The sequence below is a fragment of the Halomonas litopenaei genome, from assembly GCF_003045775.1.
Classification (GTDB): domain Bacteria; phylum Pseudomonadota; class Gammaproteobacteria; order Pseudomonadales; family Halomonadaceae; genus Halomonas; species Halomonas litopenaei.
Window position 1 is genome coordinate 35780 of the sequence record NZ_PXNS01000012.1, and the last position, 21407, is coordinate 57186.

The window sequence follows — 21407 nt, forward strand, 5'->3', positions numbered from 1 at the left end:
AGCGGGCGCTGGTGTGACAGCGCTGGTTTGGATTGCAGCAGCGGGCGCTGGTGTGACAGCGCTGGTTTGGATCGCAGCAGCGGGCGCTGGATTGACTGCGCGGGGCCGGGTGCTGATTGGATAGCGCGGGGCCGGGCGCTGTAGCGAGAGCGCTTCAGGCCCCTCCAGGCGGCTTGCCCGGCCGGCTAGTCGTTCTCGTGAGGCGTGGCGAGTGCGATGCGCGCCCGCCCTGCGTGCTTGGCCCGGTACAGGGCGCTGTCTGCCATCGCCAGCAGGCAGCTCGGATCGTCGCTGGTGGCCGGGAAGCTGGCGATGCCGCAGGATACCGATACCGTACCCAGGCTCTGGCCCTCGTGGCGGAAGCTCGCGCTGGCCAGGGCGTGGCACATGCGCTGCATGCGATGGTGAGCGTCGTCGGCCTCGGCGCCGGGCAGCAGCACGACGAACTCCTCTCCACCAAAGCGACAGACCACGTCGATGTCACGAAAGCTGTTGGCCAGCATTCTGCCAACCCCTTCAAGCACCGTGTCACCCGCCGCATGACCATAGCGATCATTGAATTTCTTGAAGTGGTCGATGTCCAGGATGACCACCGCCAAGGGGCTCTTCTTGCGCAACGAAATAGCCGTCTCGTGGGCAAAAAGCTCATCGAAGTAGCGACGATTGTGCAGTCCGGTCAGATCATCGCGATAGGATAGCGCCGATAGTTCTTCCTGCAGGGCGATGCTCGACAATACCAGGGCCAGGCGGCTGACGCCGAGTTCGATGAAGCTGCGGGTGCGATCCCAGTACTGCGGGCGCTTGACCAGTGGCCCGTCGGGCACGACGCAGATCACGCCCAGTCGGCGGTGCTGGCGATCCGGGCCGGTCAAGTCCAACGGAAAGATCCAGTGAGGCAGGTTGTCGGCAGTGGAAGGTGCCGAAGGGTCCGAGGGCGGCCTCCTGGTGGAGATCGTGAGCAGGTCGTCCAGGGCGGGCAGGCTTTCTTCCGTGCGCGTTCGAAGCGGCGGAATCGCGGTGGTGTCCAGCCAAGCCGGGGGGCGATAGGTGGTGGGCCAGAACAGTTCCAGCGTCATGTTGTCCGGCTGATCCTGAGGCCGGTAGAAGGCGCCCTGCATCGGTTCCAGTATCTCCGGCATGGCCCGCTGGGTCAGGCATAGCGCTTCCTCGAGGCTGGTGCATGCCTGCAGCGTGTCGATCAGACTGGCCAGTCGCTGGGTCTTGTGGTGTTCGGTGGCCAGCACCAGGGCACGTTGTCTCTCCTGTTCTGCGAGGCTTTCCAGTTGCCGGGTACGCTCGGCCACCTCTTGCTCCAGGTGATCGTTAAGTCGCTGCAACTGGCGTTGGGAGCGAGCATAGTGGCGCGTGGAGATGACGATCATGGCGACGATGAAGGCCAGGGCACCAAGATGCACCGGTACACTGATCCAGCCCACCAGGCCGTGGGCCACCAGCATGTCGGTGATGGCGATGGCAGCAAAGATGGCGTAGCTCGCGACGATCAGGCGTTGGTCGCTGTCGAACTCTCGTCGATAGCGAAACAGCCAGCGTGCCATATAGGCCAGCGCCCCGAGCAGTATCAGGTCGAACAAGGGAAAGGTCGGAGGAAGCGATACCACGTCCAGCATCGCCAGCGCCGGGGCGATGATGGCGTAGGCCAGCAAGCCTAGCCACAGACGTCGCATGCCCTGTCGCGGGATCTGCGGAAACCAGTGCTCGAGGATCAGCGCCATGGCCACCGGCAACGAAAAATAGGCGATGGCGGCCACATAGTCCCATGCCAGGGGCGCGAACACGATCAGTTGGCTGGCGTCGCTCTCGGCCAGCACCATGAGTCCGACCGCCAGCGAGAAGAGCCCGAGGCTACCCAGCCGCCAGCGTTCGGGCTGGGTCAGGATCAATACGAGCGCCAGGGCTGCGACGATCAGGCAGGCAAGCGCGATCACCAGTTCGCCCTTGGTGGCCTCGAGAATCGAGGGCAGTATCCGTGACTGTTCCATGATCACGACCTTGCCCCAAAGCCCGATGTCCTTGTAGGACGACTTCAGGCGCAGGTACAGGGTCTTGCCCTGGGTGGGCGAGGGCAGCTCGATGGCGTGCCAGGTCCAGCCGGCGAAGGCCCCGGCGTCCGGTCCTTCGAGCTGACCGTGGCGATAGACGTGTTGCCCATCGACGTAGGCTTCGGCGACCAGGTTGAGGCTTGAGACGAACAGCGCCGGCTGAAGCCAGTCACCGGCGGGCAACTCCCGACGCAGCCAGAGGCTGTCGCGACCGTCACGACCAGGGGGATTGCCGATGCCCTCCAGGGACTTCCATTCCCCTTCAGCGGCGGTGAGCCACTCAAATTCTCCGTCAGGAGTGCGGGGCGAGTCCCCCCAACGATATTGCCAGTCATCATTCAACGCGAGCTCGCCAGCCAGTACCTGACTGCCGGGCAGCCAGAGCAGGGCGAGTACAAGAAGCGTGATGCAGCGGAACATGGCGAGACCTATGGACGGTAACCCGGCCAGTATAGAACGAGGTGGCAATAACAACATTCGACGGCATAGTCGAAAGAATAAACGTTTGAGGCCTGGACGGCCCCAGTCCCGGCATGAACCGCCATGGAGCGCATTTGGCTGCAACCGCGCTCGGATGCCATGCCTTCTACCGCCCCCTGTCGGGACACCTCCTGTCAGCCTTGCTTCAACCCTGGGGCACAAGCCCCGCTGCCTTGACCAGAGCCCTGGTGTAGGGATCGGCCGGCCGGGAAAGTACGTCCATGCAGGGCCCCTGTTCGATCAGGCGGCCTTCCTTCAGCACCATCACCCTGTGGGCCATGGCGCGCACCACCGCCAGGTCGTGGCTGATGAACAGATAGCTCAGTCCGCGCCGTGCCTGGAGGTCCCTGAGCAGGGCGATCAGTTGTTTCTGCACTGTCCTGTCCAGTGCCGAGGTCGGTTCATCGAGTACGATCAGGCGCGGCTCGAGGATGATCGCTCGGGCCACCGCGATGCGTTGGCGCTGACCGCCGGAGAACTCGTGGGGATAGCGTTGGGCGACGTGTTCGGGGAGCTCCACCTCACGCAAGGTCGCACGGACCCGAGCGCTGACTTCCTGCTCGGAAAGCTCAGGCTGATGATAGCGAAGTCCCTCGCTGATGATATCCGCCACCGGCATTCGCGGAGAGAGAGAGCCGTAGGGATCCTGGAACACGATCTGCAGATTTCTGCGCTGCTGGCGCAGTGCCTTGCCCGATAGCTGATCCAGCCTGGCGCCGGCGAAGTCGATGACCCCCTTGGCCTGGTTCAGGCGCAGCAGAGCGGAGGCCAGGGTGGTCTTGCCGGAACCCGATTCGCCGACCACGCCCAGGGTCTCGCCGGCGGCGATGTGCAAGTCCAGCGGGGCCAGCGCTTCGAAGCCAGGCTGGCGACGCTGGAACAGGCGTCGGCGCCGTTCGAAGGTGACGCTTAGCTGGCGGGCCTCGATCAGGGTCGGGGCATCGCCACAGGGGGTCGGGACACCTTCCGGCTCGGCGTCCAGCAACTCCCGCGCGTGGGCGCTCTGGGGGGATTGGAAGACCCGCTCGACGGTCCCGGTTTCCTGGTGCTCGCCATGACGCATGACACACACGCGATCGGCGTGTCGACGCACCAGATTCAGGTCGTGGGTGATGAACAGCATGCCCATGCCGTGGTGATCACGCAGCTCGGCCAGCAGGGCGAGTACCTCCTGCTGTACGGTCACGTCCAGGGCGGTGGTGGGTTCATCGGCCACCAGCAGCTCAGGCTGGTTGGCGATGGCCATGGCGATCATTACCCGCTGACGCTGCCCGCCGGAAAGCTGGTGGGGCCAGGCATCGAGCAGTTCCTCGGCTCGCGGCAGTCTTACCTGTTCCAGCAGTTCGCGGCAGCGGTGGCGAGCCCCGCGGCCTCGCAGGCCCTGGTGCAGGCGCAGGGTCTCCGCCAGCTGTCGTCCGATGGTGTGCAGCGGATTGAGCGAGGTCATCGGCTCCTGAAACACGAAACCGACGCGGTTGCCGAGCAGCCCCTGCCATTTGCGCGGCGTCAGCCGCGACAGGTCGGTGTCGCCGAGCCATCTACCGCCTTTGATTGTGGCGTTGGGCGGCAGCAGGTTGAGCGCGCCAAGCGCGGTGACCGACTTGCCGGACCCCGACTCACCCACCAGCGCCAGGGTCTCTCCGCGCCTGACGTCCAGCGACAGTTCCTTGACCACGGTGGTGTCGCCGAAGCCGATCGACAGCCGATCCAGCGACAGCAGGGTGTCATTGTTCATGCGCGGGGCTTCCTTGCGGTGTCGTGTTGCCGCTGGCGCTTTGGACGTGGCGCGGATCGAAGGCGTCGCGAATCCCCTCGCCGATAAATACCAGCAGCGACAGCATGACCGCCAGGGTCATGAAGGCGGTAATCCCAAGCCATGGCGCCTGGAGGTTGTTCTTGCCCTGGGCCACCAGCTCGCCCAGGGAAGGCGAACCTGGCGGCAGCCCGAAGCCGAGAAAATCCAGCGCCGTGAGGGTGGTGATGGCGCCGGTGAAGAGGAAGGGTATGAAGGTCAGGGTCGCCACCATGGCGTTGGGCAGCACATGGCGCCACATGATCAGATGCGACGGCAGCCCCATGGCCTTGGCCGCCCGTACGTACTCCAGATTGCGCGCACGCAGAAACTCGGCACGCACGATATCCACTAGTCCGAGCCAGGAAAACAGCAGCATGATCCCGAGCAGCCACCACAGATTGGGTTCCACCAGGCTGGCCAGGATGATCAGCAGGAACAGCACCGGCAAACCCGACCATATCTCGGTCAGGCGCTGGCCGATCAGGTCGACCTTGCCGCCGAAATAGCCCTGCACCCCGCCGGCCAGCACCCCCAGCACCAGCGACCCGGCGGTCAGCACCAGAGCAAAGATCACCGACAGGCGAAAGCCGTAGATCACCCGCGCCAGCACGTCACGTCCCTGGTCATCGGTACCCAGCCAATGGCGGCCATCCGGGGGTGACGGCGCAGGGTGGTCGAGATACTCGTCCAGGGTGTCGTAGGAGAACGGAATCGGCGCCCACAGCATCCAGCCATCCGACTCGATGGCGTTGCGGGTGAAGTCATCGTGATAGTCGGCCGCGGTCGGCAGAAAGCCGTCGAAGACGGTATCCGGATAGTCGACCAGCATCGGGAAGTACCATTGCTGCTGATACTGCACCAGCAGCGGCTTGTCATTGGCGATGAGTTCGGCCCCGAGGCTGAGCACGAACAGTAGGCCGAAGGCCCACAGTGACCACCAGGCACGGCGCTGGTGGCGAAAGACGGCGAGGCGACGGCGGGTGATGGGAGAAAGGCTAGGCACGATCAGGATTCCCGTGTCTCGAAGTCGATGCGCGGATCCACCCAGACGTACGTCAGGTCGGAAACCAGTTTGAGTATCAGGCCGATCAGGGTGTAGAGGTAGAGGGTGCCGAAGATCACCGGATAGTCACGCTGCATGACCGCCTCGAAACCGAGCAGGCCCAGCCCGTTGAGCGAGAAGATCACCTCGATCAACAGCGAGCCGGTGAAGAAGATCCCGATCAGCGCCGACGGCATCCCGGCAATGATGATCAGCATGGCGTTGCGGAAGACGTGGCCATAGAGCACCCGCCTGTCGCTGGCACCCTTGGCCCGGGCGGTCAGCACGTACTGGCGGTGGATCTCGTCGAGAAAGCTGTTCTTGGTCAGCATGGTCAGGGTGGCGAAGCTGCCGATGGCCGAGGCGCTGACCGGCAGCACGATATGCCACAGGTAGTCCTTGACCTTGCCCCAGGCGCTGAGCTCGGAAAAGTCCGGTGACGTCAGCCCTCGCAGCGGGAAGACGTCGAAGTAGCTGCCGCCGGCGAACAGCACGATCAGCAGGATAGCGAACAGGAAGCCGGGAATGGCGTAGCCGACGATGACCAGGCCGGAGGTCCAGACATCGAAGGCGGAGCCGTGTCTCAGGGCCTTGCGTACCCCCAACGGGATCGACACCAGATACACCAGCAGGGTGGTCCACAGACCTAGCGAGATCGACACCGGAAGTCGCTCGAACATCAGGGTGGTGACCGCCTCGCCGCGAAAGAAGCTCTCGCCGAAGTCGAAGGTGGCGTAGTCCACCATCATGTCGATAAAGCGTTCATGGGCCGGCTTGTCGAAGCCGAACTGCTGCTCAAGCTGGGTGATGAACTGCTCGGGGATCCCGCGGCTGCCGCGAGACTCGCCGCTATCGATGGTCTCGCCGCCACCGCCCTGCAGGCGCGTACTGGCCTCGCTGGAAAAGCCCTCGAAACGTGCCAGCAACTGGTCGATGGGCCCGCCCGGCGCGGCCTGGACGATGATGAAGTTGAGCAGCATGATCCCCAGCAGGGTGGGGATCATCAGCAGCAGACGGCGCAGTACGTAGGCACCCACGGCATTTCCTTGAGGATTGGGTTTGCCAAGGCGAAGCGTCGTTTCGCACGACGCTTCGCACCACCAGAAACATTTTCTGTATCAGGGCCGCCGGCGTGGTCGGGCCTGCCGTTCGGGCTGGACACGTGCGCCTGCCCTCTGAATCTTTGACCTTCTTACCACAGCACAGCGCCCTTGGGCCGCCGTTGAATCAACGGCTACGCTGACGATCCTCGATGACCGCCTCGCGTTCAGGGTCTACCCACCAGGCGCTCAGGTCCAGCGTGTACTCGGGGAAGGGCTCCTGCCAGGCAAACTTGTCCCACACCGCGATGCGGTGGGCGGCCAGATGGAACTGCGGGACCACGTAGAAGCCCCAGCGCAGCACTCTGTCCAGCGCCTGGGCGGCGGTGTCCAGTGCCTGGCGCGAGTCGGCGGCGATCAGGCGATCGACCAGAGCGTCGATGACGGGATCCTGAAGGCCGATCAGATTCCGGCTCTGGGGGCGTTCGGCATACTCGCTGCCCCAGAACTCACGCTGTTCATTGCCGGGACTCAAGGACTGCGGAAAGCTGCCCACCACCATGTCGAAGTCGAAGCTGCGCAGACGATTGAGGTACTGATTGACGTCGACGGTACGGATATTGCCCTGCACCCCCAGTCGGGCCAGCCTTCGCAGCAGCGGTTGGGCGATGCGCTCGAACTGGGTGCTGTAAAGCAGGATCTCGACGTGCAGTGGCTCGCCATTCTCGGGGTCGATCATTACCCCGTCACGGGCCTCGTAGCCGGCCTCACGCAGAAGTTCCAGGGCCTTCCTCAGGCGTGGACGCATCTCCTGGGGCTGCTGCATCGGCAGTGGCTCGCTGAAGACGCTCTCCGGCAGCTGGTCGCGGAAGGGCTTGAGCAGTGCCAGCTCGTCTTCGGACGGCAAGCCGGTGGCTTCCATCTCGGAATTCTCGAAGTAGCTGTCGGTGCGCGCATAGGCGTCGTAGAACAGGTTTCTGTTCAGCCAGGGGAAGTCGAAGGCAAGAGTGATCGCCTCGCGCACGCGGCGATCCTGAAACTTGGCCTTGCGCAGGTTCATGACGTAGGCCTGCATGCCAGCGGGCTGGCCGTCATGGACCTGAAGCTGCCTGACGAAGCCCTGCTCGCGCGCCGGGAAGTCGTAGGCCGTGGCCCAGTTGCTCGCGGAATTCTCGAGACGGAAGTCGAGATTGCCGGCCTTGAAGGCCTCCAGTGCCACCGTCTGGTCGCGATAGTAGTCGTAGATCAGCCGTCCGATATTGTGTCGGCCGACGTTGACCGGTACCTCGCTACCCCAGTAGTCGTCGACGCGCTCGTAGACGATGCGGCGGCCCGGATCGACCTCGGCGATCCGATAGGGGCCGGAGCCGAGCAGCGAATCGCGGGTCACCGCCTCGAAGTCGCGATCACGCCAGTAATGCTCGGGCAGGATCGGCATCTGGCCCAGGATCAGCGGCAGTTCACGGCTTTCGCTGTCACCGAGGTCGAAGTGCACGGTGTCGCTGTCGATGGCGGTGACGCTGTCGACATCGCTGTAGTAGGCGCGGTAGAAGGGCTGCCCCTTGGTGGTCAGCGTCTCGAAGCTGAATACCACGTCCTGGGCGTCCACGGGTTCGCCGTCATGGAAGCGCGCTTCGGGGCGCAGGTCGAACTCGACCCAGCGCCGTTCGGGGTCCAGGCGGATACCCTCGGCCAGGAGCCCATACATGGTGAAGGGCTCTCCCGGGTTCGATTCGAGCAGGGTGTCGTAGATCTGTGTAAGGCCAGAGGCTGGCGTGCCACGAACAATAAACGGATTGGTCGAATCGAAGCTGCCCTGGGCGGCGCGAATCAAATCACCGCCTGACGGAGCATCAGGATTGGCATGGGGAAAGTGGCGAAAGTCAGCCGGCAGGGCCGGCTCACCATAGAGCGGAAGGGCGTGCACGGTGGGCACGCTGGAAACGTCTGCGGCCTCGCTAGCGGTCGCCAGCAGGGCGCCCAGCAGGCAGGCGCCAATTGCCACCTGTCGCATGGCGGTGGAGTCCTTGTCCTGAGGGGCGCCACCGTGGCGCCCGCTTTACCGACCGGAAAGTGTCAGTTGCTGACCGGGTTGAAGAGCCTGCGGGTTGTCGATGCCATTCCAGCGTGCCAGGTCCCGAGGCGAGATGGAATGAAGCATGGCGATGCGGTTCAAGGTGTCTCCGCTCTCGACGACATGGGTCTCGTCGGAGGCGCTGGCCACTTCGATCTGCCCCAGGTTGCTCAAGGCATTGCGCAGGGTGGCGGCGCTTTCTGCCGGCACCAGAATCTGACGGGTGTGACGCGGGTTGACGTTGCGCGACTTGAGTCCGGGGTTCAGTTCGCTCAGCTCGTGGGTGGTCACTCCGGCCAGAGCGGCTGCCTTGTTCAACGAGATCGGTGCGGTGACCGAGACCTTGGCAAAGGCCGCCGAGCCGCTGATCTCCGGAAGGTTGACGCCATAGCGCTCGGGATCATTGATGATCCGCGAGATGGCCATCAGCTTCGGCACGTACGCCATGGTCTCCGAGGGCAGGTTGAGATCCCAGTAGTCGCCGGCGAGTCCGCGAGCCTGTGCCGCACGGCGGGCATTGTTGACGGTGCCGGCGCCGGCGTTGTATGCCGCGAGTGACAACTGAAGGTCGCCCTCGTACCACTGATCCGCCTGCATCTCGATGTAGTCCAGGGCGGCGCGGGTGGAGGCCACGACATCATTGCGGCCATCCCAGGCACCATTGCGCTTGAGGCCGAGGGCGTCACCGGTACGCGGCATGATCTGCCACAGTCCGACGGCGCCAAAGTGGCTACGTGCCTTGGGATCGAAGGAGCTCTCGACGAAGGGGATCAGCGCGATCTCGCCCGGCAGACCACGTGATTCGACCTGCTGGGTGATCCAGGCGAGCCAGGGGCGGGCGCGCTCGGTGATCTCCGCCACGTTATGGGGGCTGTCCTGGTAGTAGTCGATCCATTCCTGCACGCGGGCATTGACCGGCTGGTCCTGCCACTGGAAATCCGCCCGCAGACTCGTCCAGGCATCCTGCGGCTCGAGTTCCAGGGCATCCCAGAAGTGGCGAGTCAGGTGTTGATGCGAAGGCGCGGCGCTTGCGTCAGCGCTGGTTCCGCCATATGGCATGGCGCCACCGGGGGGGAGTGGCGAGGCCTGGGATGTATAGGCACCGGCCATCAACGAGCCAAGGAGGGCCAGACTGCTGGCCGCGCCAAGAAGTCGTCTACGGGTCGTGTGAAATGTCATGCGTACAGAAACTCCTGGCCCGCGATGCTTATCGCGGGCGTCCTGTGGGACGATGGTTCAGGACGCCGAGCCGTTCAGAAGGAATCCTTCCAGGCTCTTAGCGTGGCAAAGGTGGCGTCCGTGCTATCGGTCGACCCATGGGCTGAGGCAGCGCGCTTGACATCTTCATCATCGCAACGAAGGAAGGGATTGATGCGGCGCTCACGTTCCATCGTTGTAGGCAGCGTGGGTCGGTCCAGATCTCGTGCCTTCTGACATTCGTCGAAGGCGGTGGCAACGTCGGGGTTGCCGGGGTTGGCCGCCTTCGCAAAAGCGAGGTTAGCCAATGTATATTCGTGCGCGGAGAATACCAGTGTATCCGCCGGCAGGGAATTCAGTCGGTCGAGGGACCCCTTCATCTGCTCCGGGGTACCTTCGAACAGGCGTCCGCAGCCACCGCTGAACAGGGTGTCCCCACAGAACAGCAGCGGCGGGATGCCTGCGGTAAAGAAGGCCAGATGGTCCAGGGTGTGCCCAGGCACCGCCATCACCTCGAACAGGCGGCCCATGACGCGAAACTCGTCACCGTCACGCACGATCTCGTCGACGCCTGCGATCTCGGGGTTATCCGGCCCGATCACCCGGGGCGAATAGCGCTGGATCAGTTCGGCAACGCCGCCGGTGTGGTCATGGTGGTGATGGGTCAGCAGGATGCAGCCCAGGCTCAGCCCTTCACGTTCGAGAAAGCGCAGAACAGGCTCGGCGTCACCGGGATCCACGACGCAGACCTCTTGACTCGAATCCTGGCGCAGCAGCCAGATATAGTTGTCGCTAAAGGCTGGAATCGGTGTCACGCTTAACATGGTCGGCAGGGTCCTCGGAGCGAGCCTTGAGCGGGCAGCATCTAGCTGGGCGGCCGGCGCAGACTTCAGTAAACTTCGTTTTTTCGCCTTGCAAAATCAGACACTTTGGAGGCACAGGTCGACTATGTCAAATGCGTCGGAGCCGATGGAGCTCGCGTGCCTGGTGCGGCACGCTCGACGCTATTGGTCCAGCGACAGCGGATGCGCCGTGCGGCGTTCCGAGCGAGCCTGCCTGGGCCCGCTGGCCGAACGCTGGTGCGGCCAGCACGGTCTTGAAATGTCACTGGCCGAGCCACTGGCCGACATGAGCGCGGTGCGCCACTGGATACGGTGGTCTCCGACCAGGGAGCTGGCGGAAAGTTCCAGCACGCTGGTTTGCCGTCCTGAGCGCTTGGCTCTGCCCGATGGGGCGATGGACGTGGTGGTGCTCAATCACTTGCTGGAGGTGGTGTCCCACCCCCACCAGCTTCTGCAGGAGGCCGCCCGGGTGGTCTCGCCGCAGGGGCGACTGGTGCTGCTCGGCTGGTCTCCGCTGTCATCGTCGGGCTTGATGAGGGTTCGGCCTCGCCGCCGGCGGCAGCTGCCGGGGCAGGGCGTATGGCGAACGCCGCGGACGATGAAGGACTGGCTTCAGTTTGTCGACTTCGAGATCGAGCGGGTAGACTACTGCCGATTTCGCCTGCCGGGGCTCGCCGGTGGCAATGGCATGCTGGAGACCCTTGGCCGGCGCCACAACCTGCCCCTGGGCGATTGTTATATCATCCAGGCTCGCTGCCGCTCGCAGCTGGCCTGTACCCAGGGAAAACGCCCGCTGTTCGGCTTGCCGGTCGGTAACACCGCACTCGGCACCACCAGGCTCGAGCCCAGTGTGCGGCAGACCCCCAAGCAGAAGAAGGTAGCAATGCGTTGACCACTCCCGATTCACTCCCTGTCGTGACCATTTACACCGACGGGGGTTGCCGCGGCAATCCCGGACCCGGCGGCTGGGGAGCGCTGCTGGAAAGCGGGGATCACCGCAAGTCGCTCAAGGGCGCCGAGCGTGATACCACCAACAACCGAATGGAGCTGACCGCCGCGATCATGGCGCTGAAGACGCTCAAGCGCGAGTGTCACGTGGATCTCTGGACAGATTCGGAGTATCTGCGCAAGGGCATCACCGAATGGATCCATGGCTGGATCAAGCGTGGCTGGAAGACGGCTTCCAGGCAGCCGGTGAAGAACGCCGATCTGTGGCGCGAGCTGCATGAGCAGACACGCCGACACCAGGTCAGCTGGCATTGGGTCAAGGGGCACAGCGGCCACCCTGGAAACGAGGCCGCCGACGCCCTGGTCAACGAGGCCATCGACGAGTTGCTGGAAGGCGCCTGACGCCGTCGGCCCACACCCCACAGCCCATCCGACATCAGGGACCCAGAATGCGACAGATTGTACTGGATACCGAGACCACCGGTATCGAGACTCGCGACGGCCACCGTCTCATCGAGATCGGCGCCGTGGAGATGATAAACCGGCGTCTGACCGGAAATTCCTACCATCAATACATCAATCCCGAGCGTGAGATCGATGCCGAGGCGATCGGTGTCCACGGCATCACCAACGAGCGGGTCGCCAATGAGCCGGTGTTCGCCGAGGTGGCGGCCGACTTCTGGGAGTTTATTCGCGGGGCCGAGCTGGTCATCCATAACGCGCCCTTCGATGTCGGCTTCATCGACCACGAATTCAAGCTGTTGAAGGCCACCCACCCCGAGCTATATGCAGGGCCCGTCAAGGATCACTGTCGTATCCTCGATACCCTGACCATGGCACGGGGGCTGCACCCGGGGCAGCGCAACAGCCTCGACGCCCTTTGCAAGCGCTACGATATCGACAATGGTCACCGCGTGCTGCACGGGGCCTTGCTCGATGCCGAGATCCTGGCAGACGTCTATCTGGCGATGACCGGTGGGCAGACTGCCCTGACCCTGGATGCGGGCAACGACAGCGACCAGCAGGCGGCAGTGCCCGGCGAGCTTTCGGTGCGTCGGCTGTCATTGGAGCCGGGGCGGTTGAGCGTGGTACGCCCGACAGAGCAGGAGATGGCGGCCCATCTGGCCAAGCTCGACAAGGTGCGTGGCAAGGCAGGTGAGTGTCGCTGGGACGACCTGGACCCTGTCTACGCCGGCCCCGGCAGCGCCACGCAGGACGGTGTCTGATGCTGCATCGGGAGCTGCCAAGAGGTGTCGAGTCGGGGCGTATCATTCGCCTGGCGAAAGGCTGTATGGCGCCTGGCCTGGACAATACGCCGCTGGGGCCGGTCGAGCCCTGGGATGAGCGTGTTCAGCCGTTGTGCTGGTGGTCGGACGAACCGGTGGGGCTGCGTCTTGAAGACAGCCCAGCCGCCGACTGGCCAGACGGCCGTAGCTGGCTGTCGAGGTTGCCCGAGTCATGGTACGGGCTGGTGTCAACGGCGCTGCAGGTGGGTGCCTGGATGGGCAACCACCGGTTTTGCGGGCGTTGCGGCAGCCAAGCCAGGCGCCTGGAACACGAGTTTGCGATGCACTGCGACAATTGCGGCCATCGCAACTACCCGCGCATCTCGCCCTGCATCATCACCCTGGTGACCCACGGGGAGTCGCTGTTGCTGGCTCGTAGCCCGCGTTTTCCACCCGGACGCTATTCCACCCTGGCAGGATTCATCGAACCGGGAGAGTCGGCGGAGCAGGCGGTGCATCGCGAGGTCCACGAGGAGGTCGGTCTGAAGCTGGGGCGGCTGCGTTATATTCGCAGTCAGGCCTGGCCTTTTCCCCACTCCCTGATGCTGGGCTATCTGGTCGAGGCGGCAAGCCGACGCATCGTGATCGACGGCCACGAGATCGAAGACGCCGCCTGGTTCTCGCCACGGCAGCTACCGCAGTTGCCGCCGCTTTATTCGATCTCGCGGGAGTTGATCGAGTTGCACCTGTCCGAGGTGCGTGACGGTCGGTCCTGACGGGCAGTCGCCGGGAGGAGCCACTGCCCATTTGAGCATCACTTCTCGGGAAACAGCTCGGTCAGGCGGGTCGCCAGCATGATATTGCCGGTCGCCTTGAGCTTGCCGGTCATGAAGGCTGTCATGCCGTTGATATCACCGGTCATGATGCCCTTGAGGGTGTCGCTGCTCATGCTCAGGCTGACAGAGGGATCGTCGTGCTCGCCCTGCTGGATGTCCAGTGCGCCATCGTCGATGACGACATAGTGATCCTCGGTATCGCTGAAGTGGAACTGGAAGATCTCGTGCATGCCCTGGGCAGCGTCAGGATTGAAGCGAGAGCGTAGCGTATCGAGTGTCTGTGACATGAGAATTCCTTGCAGTTGTGTGAGTCGCTGTCAGGCAGCGTATTTCAAACGAATGTTTCAATCAAGGCCGGGCGCCGTTCAGGGCCTATGACCGTCAAGGTCCAGGTCTTTGCAGAATCGTGCCGGGTGACAGGGAGAGAGCGATGGAAGACTGGCTGGGTGAGATCCTGACCTTTTTTGTTCAGCTGCTGCTGGTGGCGGGGGTCGTGCTGTTGGCGCTGATCGTGCTTGCCCGGGCCAAGGGTGGCGGCAGTGTACCCAGGGAGCAACTCAGGATCGAGGACCTGGGTCAGCGTCAGCGTCAGTGGCGTGAGCGTTTGATACACGCCAGGACAGGCACAGAAAAGCGGTCTCGCCTGCGCTGGCCGTGGCGTCGGGATACCAAGCCCAGGCAGGACGAAGGCGTGGCATCGAGCGCCACCACCTGGGTGATCGATTTTCATGGCAACCTCAAGGCCAGCGGCGTGGACCGCCTGGCTCGCGAAGTGTCCTTGCTGCTTGGTGTGGCTAAGGAAGGGGACGAGGTGGTCATTCGACTGGAGAGCCCCGGAGGCCTGGTCCACACCTATGGGCAGGGTGCGGCGGAACTGCACCGGCTCACCGAGGGGGGGCTCAAGACCACGGTCTGCGTGGACAAGGTAGCGGCCAGCGGCGGCTACCTGATGGCGTGCAACGCACACCGCATCCTGGTGGCCCCGTTTGCGGTAATCGGCTCCATCGGGGTGGTGGCCCAGATCCCGAATGTCCACCGCCTGCTCAAGCGCCATGACGTCGATGTGGAGCTGGTGACCGCCGGGCGCTACAAGCGCACGCTCACCGTGCTGGGCGAAAACACCGAGGAAGGCAGAGACAAGCTGCAGGCGGACCTCGACGCCATCCATGCCAAGTTCAAGGACTACGTCGACCAGCGCCGCTCCGGCGTGGATATCGACGCCGTGTCCACCGGCGAGGTCTGGTACGGAGAAGAGGCCGTGTCCAGAGGGTTGGCGGATGAGGTCACCACCAGCGAGGCTTATCTCAGCAAGGCGATGGAACGTGGCAAGGTGCTGAGCCTGAGGCTTGCGGCGGTGCCATCACTGGCCGAGCGTCTTGGTTTTTCCGCCTCTGGCATGGTCGAGCAGGCGCTCGACCGGGTGGAAGAGCGTGTCGATGCGTCCGGCTGGGAGCATCGGTAGACGAAGCGTGCGTCGCGGTTCATAACATTGGATCGCAATATTGGATCGCAATACTGCCTGACCTGAGCCGCCCCAGCTCCGCCTGTCCAAGTCGTTCTGTCCATCGAGCGAGCCCGATGCCCTCCAGCGAGGGCTATCGGGTGCGAAGCGCCTGACCAGAGTCTGTGGTCGCGCTTCAGTCGTCGTTGGCTGCGTTCATCTTGACGATGGCGGCGATCATGATGCTCGCGCTGTCGCCTTGCAATGAGTAGTAGATGGTCTGGGAGGAGCGCCGAGTACTGACCAGCTCGGCTCGCCTGAGGATGGCAAGGTGCTGGGATAGGGCCGACTGGCTCAGGCTCAGGCGTTGATTGAGCTCTGTCACGGACAGCTCGTTGCCTTCAAGTAGACACAGGATTCGTAGGCGATTGTCGTTGGCGATGGCTTTCAGCAGGCCGCTCGCTCTGTCTACCACGGCATCTCCACCCTCAAGCAGGCGGCCGGCAACACGTTGTGAGCTGTTCATCAGCACTCTCCCTTGCAGCGGTGACTGACACGAATTTCACCCGTTGGACGTCGTGGCGCTAGGCGCCACCCGAGATGGACGGCAATAGGGATCGAGGTGTTGTGCATGGATGGCTTGTCATCCTCATCGAAGAGATCCGCTAGTCGGATTCGGCGTATCCGGCTCCTCGGAATAGTGTTGGTCCGGGGCGCAGGACTCCTTTCATTTGGTCGCTGATGAAAGCCGAAGCCTTTCTTTCCGTTAGTGATTAAGAAACTTCTCAATAATAGCGCATTGTTGAAGTAAACGCGTCTTAAACGCGTGTTTGTGACCGTTTCGGCAGAATTAGATAATAAGTTTTTCAAAGTGTGTCCATCGCGTTGTTTATTGTATTTGTATTTAGCAGACTGACAATATTGTGCAATATCAGGTTTCTCTAGGTATCCTGTATGGCACATCTGGTGCCTGGATCTGCAGTTATCTGATTTTGCCCGTCTACCCGGGGTGGCCTGTGGGTAAAGGGGAAGGGGTCGAGCAAGGGAGTGCTGGCAAGGCGCAGGCTTGTCTCGTATAATTTCCGCCGCCAAATTTGCACCCCACGCGGTGGCGCGAGACTTATCGCCATACGGCTCGAAATCGTGCGCCATCCGGCTTGGAATTCTGAGCCATCCGGCTCGGCCCGGTCGGTGCGATTCGCGTCAGTCGTCGTGTGCCACTGAGCAGACGATGGCGAGTCGACGGCGAAACAGCACCAGGTATTGCTCAAGCCAGCATGCTGCAGCGCCCTCCAGAGGTATCGCAGCCAGGCGTGCCTGTACCCGTATTGTGGTTGTTCCCAGGGTTCCCTCACCCCTTGCGAAAAAGGAATCATGATGTTCACTCTGTCCTTCGAACAGCGCCGTCGCCTGCTGGCGTTGATGGTCGTTTTCCATATCGTCGTCATCGCCGCCAGCAACTACCTGGTCCAGTTGCCGTTTACGGTGTTTGGCTTGCACACGACCTGGGGCGCTTTCAGCTTTCCCTTCATCTTCTTGGCCACCGATCTCACGGTACGCCTGTTCGGCAAGGGGCCGGCGCGCGCTATCGTGATGCGCGTGATGCTGCCCGCGCTGGTGGTGTCGTACGTTGTCTCGGTGGTCTTCCCGCAGGGCGGCTTCGCTGGCCTTGCAGCCTTCGATGGTTTCGATCTGTTTGTCGCCCGGATCGCACTGGCCAGTTTCATGGCCTACCTGCTCGGACAATTGCTCGACGTGCAGGTCTTCGACCGGCTCAGGCGACTCAAGCACTGGTGGGTGGCGCCGGCGGCGTCGACCCTGGTCGGTAATCTGGTCGATACCGTGGCGTTCTTCTCCATCGCCTTCGAGGCTGGCCCTGACCCGTTCATGGCGCAGCATTGGCCAGAAATCGCAGCGGTCGACTACGCCATCAAACTTGCGATCAGTCTGGTCTTTTTCCTGCCCCTGTACGGCGTGCTGCTGCGTTATCTGAGCCAGCGACTGGTGGCGGTGACCGGCAGTCAGGACGTCTGGCCGGAGCAGGTCGCTCGGGGAGAGGGACGCTGATAAGGGCCTCGATCCCCGGCGGTTGAGCCTGCTGGGCCGGTGTTACGATCTGGTTCTGCTCTGGTCCCGATCTAGCCCCGCCTTGGTTTGCTCTGGCTGTGCTTGCTGCCTGGCTCCGCGCCCCGCCTGGCACGTTCAGTACTATGCTGGTGTCGTGAAGCACGACGTTCTACCGGCTCTCTACCAACCTTCGATCGCTCAAAGGAGTGCAGCTATGACGGTTTCCCTGGAATATACGGACAGTGGTGGTCAGGGAGAGCCATTGGTCATCGTTCATGGCCTGCTGGGTAGCGCCGACAACTGGCGCTCCCATGTCAAACAGTGGTCGGGCGAGCGCCGTGTGATCGCCCTGGATCTTCGCAATCATGGCCGTTCTCCCCATGCCGAGGGTATGGACTATGACCAGATGGCCGAGGACGTGGCAGCCGTGATGGACCGCTGCGGCGTCACCAGAGGGCACCTGCTTGGCCACTCCATGGGCGGCAAGGTGGTGATGACCCTGGCCAGGCTGCATCCTGAGCTGGTGGCGTCGCTGATCGTTGCCGATATCGCGCCGGTCGCCTATGAACACCGGCACGATAGCGTCTTCAGCGCACTGCGGCGTGTCGAGCAGGGTGAGCCCACCGACCGGCGAGAGGCCGATGCCTTGATGGCTGAGGTGATCGACGACAAGCCCACCCGCATGTTTCTGGCTACCAATCTGGTGCGCGACGACGATCGCGTACTACGCCTAAGGGTCAATCTCGATGCGATCGAAGCCGGCTACGGCCAGATCATGGCACCGCCCGGTGGCGAAGGAAGCATCGATGTGCCGACGCTGGTGTTGCGCGGTAGTCGCTCCGACTACGTCGCCGATGACCTGCTTGAGTCGCTGCGCGCCGTCCTGCCCAGGGCCGAAGTCAAGACCCTGGACGCTGGTCACTGGCTGCACACCGAGAGGGCGCAGGAGTTTCAGGAGCAAGTGGCCGAGTTTCTGGCCTCTCTGGACGACTAGCCAGTGCAATCAAGGCGCCGGTGATTGGCCGGGGTCCTGGTCCAGGTGCCGCTGATTAGCCGGGGTCCTTGCCCAGGCGTCTGTGGTTTAGCCGGGGTGCATGCCTAGGCGCCGGTGATTGGCCGGGGTCCATGCCCAGGCGCCAGTGATTAGCCGGGGTCCTTGCCCAGGCGCGAGATCGGGGTCAAGCGTTCGACGATCTTCTGGTCATGTAGATAGCGCTCCAGGCGACGATAGCGGCCGTGGTCCATGGCGCCGGGGCGCAGGCTGAGTCGGCGCCTGATGTCGGGCCAGGCCTCGGCATTGGCGGGGCTGTCCATGGTCGGCTCGAGTCGAGTCATGATCTCCCAGCTCGCGGCGGGATGGTCGATGATCCAGCGTGTGGCTTGTTCCAGTGCGTCGACGAAGGCGCGAATGGCGTCCTTCTGTGCCTGAAAGTGGTCCTGGTTGGCCACGACGACCAGGCCGTCATGCACAGGGATACCCAGTGTCTCGGTCGGCATGGCGCGGGTAGCGATGCCGAGGTCGGCGAGCTCTCGCGGCAGGGACAGTGCCGCGCCGCCGATAAAGGCATCGATCCAGCCTTCGTTCATCGCGCGTATCACGCTGAAGTGCACGTCCTTGGCCTCGACATGGGACAGGTTCAATCCTTCGTGTTGAAGGATGGCCCTGAGCAAGACGTCTTGTCCCGCGCGCTGCGCGTAGCCGATCCGGTGATCGATCAGTCCCAGCACCGAGTCGATGTCCGCATCTTCGCGTACCAGCAGTGCCGACAGTGGCAATTCGCTCAAGGTGGCTACCCTGATGATGGGGCGCCCCTGGTCCACCAGCCGGTGCAGGGTCAGCTGGTCGGTCAGTGCCAGATCCGCCTGGGATGCCGCCACCAGCTTGGCAGGTACGTCGGGATCGGCGGGGGTCTGCAGCACGACGTTCAGTCCGCGCCGCGAGAACAGCCCCCTCTCCTGAGCCACCAGCAAGGCAGCGTGCTGCGGCCCGGGTGACCATTCCAGCACTAGAGTCAGCTCGGTGACCGGTGGCGGTGCGATCGGATCGGCAGGAGCCGCCGTGGCCGACGGTGCCACCGGCATCGCGGGCGTGTCGATACCGGGTCCACCAGGCAATCCACGGTAGCGCTCGAGGATATCGCTCACCACCGCCGCTTCGGCGCTTGTAGGGGGCGTTCCGCCAATCTGCTCGAAAGAAGTCTCGACCCGTTGCTCCTGGGCAAGGGGCGGCGCTGCCTGTTGCTGCGCTGCGGCTTCAGCGGGCGCCTCCGGCTCGGCCAGGGCCGGGGGCAACGCGCCGAGGCTTGCCAGCAGCAAGCTCAAGCCCGCAAGCCGGATTAGCCGGTGTTGCCTGGGCGACGACTTAGGCATCAACAATCTCCATGGGTCAGGCATTCGTACCAGCGCGCTAGTGTATCCAAGGGCGAGCTTCGTTCACCAGCGGCATCCATCAACATCCTGGTAATTCGAAGTGCGCTCGATGAATCACGTTACACTCGACAGATCGCGGCGTGGGGCCGGGCGTGAGACAATCATGATGAACGTTGCAAGGGATGCGCATGGATTCGATCAATAGTCTCTTTCTTCTGTGTGGAACGCTGATTGCGCTGAGTGTGCTGGCCAGTCGGCTTTCCGCTCTGGCCGGTGTGCCACTGCTGGTGCTGTTCCTGATACTCGGCATGCTGGCGGGTGAAGACGGCCTGCTGGGTATCGACTTCGACAATTACTCGCTGGCCTTTGTCATCGGCCATCTCGCCCTGGCGATGATCCTGCTGGATGGTGGCCTGAGGACACGGCTCAAGACCTTTCGTGTCGGTTTCAAACCCGCCCTGGGGCTCGCTACCGTCGGGGTCTTCATCACCAGCGGTCTGGTCGGTCTGCTGGCGATGTGGGTCTTCGATCTATCGTTGCTGCAGGGCCTGCTGGTCGGGGCCATCGTCGGTTCTACCGACGCTGCGGCGGTCTTCTCGATGCTCAGTGGCAGAGGGCTCAACCTCAATGAACGGGTCGGCGCCACCCTGGAAATCGAGTCCGGCACCAACGATCCCATGGCGATCTTTCTCACCCTGGTGCTGGTCGAGGCGCTGGTGGGGGACCTCGGTGGCCCCATGGACATGCTGCTGTTCTTTGTTCAGCAGTTCGCCATGGCCATCGCCATCGGGCTTGGCGCGGGCTGGCTGATCGGTCGCTTGCTGCGCTATGTGGATCTTGCACCGGGACTTTACTCGCTGCTGGCCCTGGCGTTGGGGTTCTGCGTCTTTGGCTTGACCAGTGCCCTGGGGGGCAGTGGCTTCCTGGCGATTTATCTGGCCGGATTGATGATCGGCAATCAGCCGGGGCGGCACCTCAACTTCATCTTGCCGGTGCATGACGGACTGGCCTGGCTAAGTCAGATCGGGCTATTTCTGGTGCTTGGCTTGCTGGTGACACCTTCTGCACTGCTGGAGGTGCTGTTGCCTGCATCGGTGGTGGCCCTGGCGCTGATCTTCGTGGCGCGTCCGTTGGCGGTGGTGCTGACGCTCAAGCCGTTCTTCCATTTCCGCTGGCGCGAGGTGGGATTCATTTCCTGGGTGGGGCTTCGCGGTGCCGTGCCCATCGTGCTGGCGATCTTTCCTGTCATCGGTGGCGTCGAGCAAGCTGGCCTCTACTTCAATGTGGCCTTCGCGGTGGTGTTGCTGTCGCTGTTGATCCAGGGCGGAAGCTTGCCCTGGATGGCACGCCGCATGAAGGTCATGGTGCCGGACAGTGCCACTCCCAATCATCGGGGGCCACTTGGCATCCTGCCTGAAAACGACTTCGAGATGTTCGTTTACAAGGTCGAAAATGCCGATCTCGAAGACGTCCCGATTCGGCTGCTGCGCTTTCCCTCAGGTGCCTTGATCTCTGCCCTGTTCCGCCAGCACGTGATGCTGCACCCCAAGGGCAGTACACAGTTGCGCATCGACGATATCATCTGTGTCATCGGCAAGAGCGACGATCTGCCAGCATTGAACCGGCTGTTCAACGGCGACGCCAAGCATCGCCAGCAGCGAGCCTTCTTCGGCACCTTTACCCTGGATGCGGACGCCAGGATGGGCGATGTGGCCGATGCCTATGCGTTGACCCTGAGCCCCGGCGAGGCCTCGCTGACACTGGGCGAATTCATGGGGCTACGCTTGGGCGGGCATCCGGTGGTAGGCGACGACGTCGACTGGCATGGCATCCACTGGGTGGTGAGCGAGATGGAAGGCAACCATATCACCCGTGTGGGTCTGCGCCTCTACTGAGGCGCAGCGTTCCAGTATCGGAAAGAATCGAGCGGAAATAACCGGGCGGAAATTATCGAGCGGGGTCTGTCGAGAAAGCCCCTTGCCAAGATGC

18 protein-coding genes are annotated in these 21407 nt (G+C 63.1%); 8 read left to right on the forward strand and 10 right to left on the reverse strand.

Annotated features, from left to right (window positions below; genetic code table 11):
• Window positions 1–185: 185 nt before the first annotated feature.
• From C6W88_RS17385 to gloB, 7 genes are all read right to left on the reverse strand, one after another.
• Window positions 186–2480 carry a sensor domain-containing diguanylate cyclase gene (locus C6W88_RS17385; RefSeq protein WP_181248660.1) on the reverse strand — a complete coding sequence of 765 codons (2295 nt, stop codon included), beginning with the start codon at window positions 2478–2480 and terminating at the stop codon, window positions 186–188.
• Window positions 2481–2685: 205 nt separating this feature from the next.
• Window positions 2686–4275, reverse strand: a complete 1590-nt coding sequence (locus tag C6W88_RS17390; protein ID WP_108133384.1) for an ABC transporter ATP-binding protein — start codon at window positions 4273–4275, stop codon at window positions 2686–2688.
• The gene (locus C6W88_RS17395) at window positions 4265–5338 is read right to left on the reverse strand and encodes an ABC transporter permease (RefSeq protein WP_231498690.1); all 1074 of its coding nucleotides are present in this window, start codon (window positions 5336–5338) and stop codon (window positions 4265–4267) included. Before C6W88_RS17395 ends, C6W88_RS17390 begins: the two co-directional genes overlap by 11 nt.
• 2 nt (window positions 5339–5340) lie before the next feature.
• A complete protein-coding gene (locus C6W88_RS17400) occupies window positions 5341–6414 on the reverse strand; it encodes a microcin C ABC transporter permease YejB (protein ID WP_083970510.1) in 1074 nt (357 codons plus the stop codon).
• Window positions 6415–6604: 190 nt separating this feature from the next.
• Entirely contained in the window at window positions 6605–8431 is a 1827-nt protein-coding gene (locus C6W88_RS17405) for an extracellular solute-binding protein (protein WP_108133385.1), read from the reverse strand.
• A gap of 45 nt (window positions 8432–8476) precedes the next feature.
• Window positions 8477–9670: a transglycosylase SLT domain-containing protein gene (locus C6W88_RS17410; RefSeq protein ID WP_045993723.1), complete on the reverse strand. Its 1194-nt coding sequence runs from the start codon at window positions 9668–9670 to the stop codon at window positions 8477–8479.
• A gap of 74 nt (window positions 9671–9744) precedes the next feature.
• Window positions 9745–10512: a hydroxyacylglutathione hydrolase gene (gloB, locus tag C6W88_RS17415; protein ID WP_045993722.1), complete on the reverse strand. Its 768-nt coding sequence runs from the start codon at window positions 10510–10512 to the stop codon at window positions 9745–9747.
• A gap of 208 nt (window positions 10513–10720) precedes the next feature.
• On the opposite strand from gloB, the gene C6W88_RS17420 reads away from it, so the two are divergent.
• The 4 genes from C6W88_RS17420 to nudC are packed head-to-tail and all read left to right on the forward strand — an operon-like array spanning window position 10721 to window position 13480.
• Complete coding sequence (locus tag C6W88_RS17420) at window positions 10721–11422, forward strand: class I SAM-dependent methyltransferase (RefSeq protein ID WP_231498691.1); 702 nt, start codon at window positions 10721–10723, stop codon at window positions 11420–11422.
• Between the two features lie 23 nt (window positions 11423–11445).
• Window positions 11446–11880 carry a ribonuclease HI gene (gene rnhA / locus C6W88_RS17425; RefSeq protein WP_231498692.1) on the forward strand — a complete coding sequence of 145 codons (435 nt, stop codon included), beginning with the start codon at window positions 11446–11448 and terminating at the stop codon, window positions 11878–11880.
• 47 nt (window positions 11881–11927) lie between these two features.
• Window positions 11928–12704: a DNA polymerase III subunit epsilon gene (dnaQ, locus tag C6W88_RS17430; protein WP_108133387.1), complete on the forward strand. Its 777-nt coding sequence runs from the start codon at window positions 11928–11930 to the stop codon at window positions 12702–12704.
• The gene (nudC, locus tag C6W88_RS17435; RefSeq protein WP_108133388.1) at window positions 12704–13480 is read left to right on the forward strand and encodes an NAD(+) diphosphatase; all 777 of its coding nucleotides are present in this window, start codon (window positions 12704–12706) and stop codon (window positions 13478–13480) included. The genes dnaQ and nudC overlap by 1 nt, the downstream gene beginning before the upstream one ends.
• A gap of 38 nt (window positions 13481–13518) precedes the next feature.
• Here the strand turns inward: nudC and C6W88_RS17440 are convergent, their stop codons facing one another.
• Complete coding sequence (locus C6W88_RS17440) at window positions 13519–13827, reverse strand: SCP2 sterol-binding domain-containing protein (protein ID WP_045993717.1); 309 nt, start codon at window positions 13825–13827, stop codon at window positions 13519–13521.
• Between the two features lie 143 nt (window positions 13828–13970).
• Here C6W88_RS17440 and sohB point away from each other — a divergent pair, with 143 nt between their 5' ends.
• Window positions 13971–15002: a protease SohB gene (gene sohB, locus C6W88_RS17445; protein WP_108133389.1), complete on the forward strand. Its 1032-nt coding sequence runs from the start codon at window positions 13971–13973 to the stop codon at window positions 15000–15002.
• Between the two features lie 175 nt (window positions 15003–15177).
• On the opposite strand, the gene C6W88_RS17450 is transcribed toward sohB, so the two are convergent.
• Window positions 15178–15507 carry an ArsR/SmtB family transcription factor gene (locus C6W88_RS17450; RefSeq protein ID WP_045993715.1) on the reverse strand — a complete coding sequence of 110 codons (330 nt, stop codon included), beginning with the start codon at window positions 15505–15507 and terminating at the stop codon, window positions 15178–15180.
• Between the two features lie 851 nt (window positions 15508–16358).
• Here C6W88_RS17450 and C6W88_RS17455 point away from each other — a divergent pair.
• Together C6W88_RS17455 and C6W88_RS17460 are read left to right on the forward strand one after the other, a co-directional pair.
• Window positions 16359–17048 carry a 7-cyano-7-deazaguanine/7-aminomethyl-7-deazaguanine transporter gene (locus C6W88_RS17455; RefSeq protein ID WP_108133390.1) on the forward strand — a complete coding sequence of 230 codons (690 nt, stop codon included), beginning with the start codon at window positions 16359–16361 and terminating at the stop codon, window positions 17046–17048.
• Between the two features lie 214 nt (window positions 17049–17262).
• Entirely contained in the window at window positions 17263–18042 is a 780-nt protein-coding gene (locus C6W88_RS17460; RefSeq protein WP_045993713.1) for an alpha/beta fold hydrolase, read from the forward strand.
• A gap of 149 nt (window positions 18043–18191) precedes the next feature.
• Here C6W88_RS17460 and C6W88_RS17465 read toward each other — a convergent pair whose 3' ends face one another.
• Window positions 18192–19418, reverse strand: a complete 1227-nt coding sequence (locus tag C6W88_RS17465) for an ABC transporter substrate-binding protein (RefSeq protein WP_181248659.1) — start codon at window positions 19416–19418, stop codon at window positions 18192–18194.
• A 188-nt stretch (window positions 19419–19606) separates the two neighbouring features.
• Between C6W88_RS17465 and C6W88_RS17470 the strand changes: the two genes are divergently transcribed.
• Window positions 19607–21313, forward strand: a complete 1707-nt coding sequence (locus tag C6W88_RS17470; RefSeq protein WP_108133392.1) for a potassium/proton antiporter — start codon at window positions 19607–19609, stop codon at window positions 21311–21313.
• Window positions 21314–21407 lie beyond the last annotated feature (94 nt).